This window comes from Micromonospora sp. NPDC050200, from assembly GCF_040656135.1.
Lineage (GTDB): Bacteria > Actinomycetota > Actinomycetes > Mycobacteriales > Micromonosporaceae > Micromonospora.
Genome location: NZ_JBFALG010000174.1, coordinates 1 through 1,402, shown reverse-complemented (window position 1 = coordinate 1,402; position 1,402 = coordinate 1). Strand labels below are relative to the sequence as shown.

Genomic DNA, 1,402 nt, shown 5'->3' with positions numbered 1-1,402 from the left:
AGAGGGCGGTTCGGAAGGTTAGGTCCTTTTCGGGGCAAGGGCGAATATTCCGGGTTCGGTCTCGGTCAGGATCTGGCGGTTGACCAGGCGTTTCAGTCTCGCGCGGGCACCTTCGACGTGCTTGGGTGAGGGCTCGACGCCGACGGCGATGCAGATGTCTTTGGCCCGCATCCCGGTGGGCGCGGCGTCGAGAACGGCAAGGATCTGCTGGTAGGGGGCGCTGGCGACGGTTGGATCCTCGGCCGTGAACTCGGCGGCGGTCAGTGCTTGCAGGGTGGTGCGGGTGGTCGCCAGGTCGGCCAGTTCGCTGTCGATGCGGGCGAGTTCGGCGGTGAGCGTCGTGATCTGCTGGCGTAGCCGATCGGCGGCCTGACCTGCGGCGGCTTCGCGTTCGGCGATCAGGTCGAGGATCGTGGTGACGTTCACCGGTGCCGCCAGGACGGGGTGTTGGTGCCGGTCAGCCGCCGGACCATGTTGGCCATCGACGCCCACAGGGTGCGCGACACCGATGACTCCGGTCGGCTCTCGTACTCGCGGGCGAGGCGGCGGTGCAGCATCAGCGTGCCGTTGACCTGCTCGACGATCCACCGCTTGCGGACCGGCACGAACCCCTGGCCGGTGTCGGAGCGTTTGACGATCTCGACGTCGATGCCCAGGACGGCGCCGTGGACCGCGACGTCCTGTTTGAAGCCGGCGTCCACCCAGGCCCGGGTGACCGTCGGGGCGTGCTCGGCGACCTCGTCCAGGAGCTTGATCCCGATCGCGTTGTCGGTGATCGAGGCGGCGGTCACCACCACGGCGATGATCAGGCCGAGGGCGTCCACGGCCAGGCCCCGCTTACGGCCGGGCACTCGTTTCGCGGCGTCCTTACCGGTCGTCGCCGCGGGCACGTGGTTGGCCGCGCGCAGCGACTGGGTGTCCAGCGCGACCGCAGTCGGATCCTCCCGACGGCCGGCCTTCTCCCTCGCCTGGCAGCGCAGCAGCTCATGGATCGCCTGGTCGGTGCCGTCGTCACGCCACAACGCGAAGTAGTAGTACGTCGCCGACTTCTGCGGCAGGTCGTGCGGCAGATACGCCCACTGACAGCCGGTCCGGTTCTGGTAGAGGATCGCGTTCACGATCTCCCGCAGGTCGTAGTCGCCCTGATGACCCGAAACCGAGACACGCTTGGCCTTCCACGCGTCCAGGAACGGGCCGATCAACGCCCACTGCTCGTCGGTGACATCACTGGGATACGGCTTTCGATCACCCATGACCAGCCCAACGCCGCTAACAGCCGACGGTTATGACCGAGATTCATCTTCCATGACATCGAGTGATCACTATCCACAACGAACCTGCAGAACGATCTCCAAACGGACTCAAGCCACAGACCAACTCAAAGATCTTCGAACCGCCCTCT

The 1,402-nt window shown here is 66.2% G+C and carries 2 protein-coding genes; both read right to left on the bottom strand.

Going from position 1 to position 1,402, the window contains the following annotated elements:
* Positions 1–18 precede the first annotated feature (18 nt).
* Positions 19–426, bottom strand: coding sequence for a hypothetical protein (locus AB0I41_RS35215; RefSeq protein WP_357115825.1), 408 nt, complete (start codon positions 424–426; stop codon positions 19–21).
* On the bottom strand, positions 423–1,253 hold the full coding sequence (locus AB0I41_RS35210) for an IS5 family transposase (RefSeq protein WP_357115822.1): 831 nt from the start codon (positions 1,251–1,253) through the stop codon (positions 423–425). The genes AB0I41_RS35215 and AB0I41_RS35210 overlap by 4 nt, the downstream gene beginning before the upstream one ends.
* Positions 1,254–1,402 lie beyond the last annotated feature (149 nt).

Excerpts from the sequence above, each read along its gene's own strand:
- AB0I41_RS35210 (WP_357115822.1), bottom strand. The coding sequence starts at position 1,253 with ATGGGTGATCGAAAGCCGTATCCCAGTGATGTCACCGACGAGCAGTGG.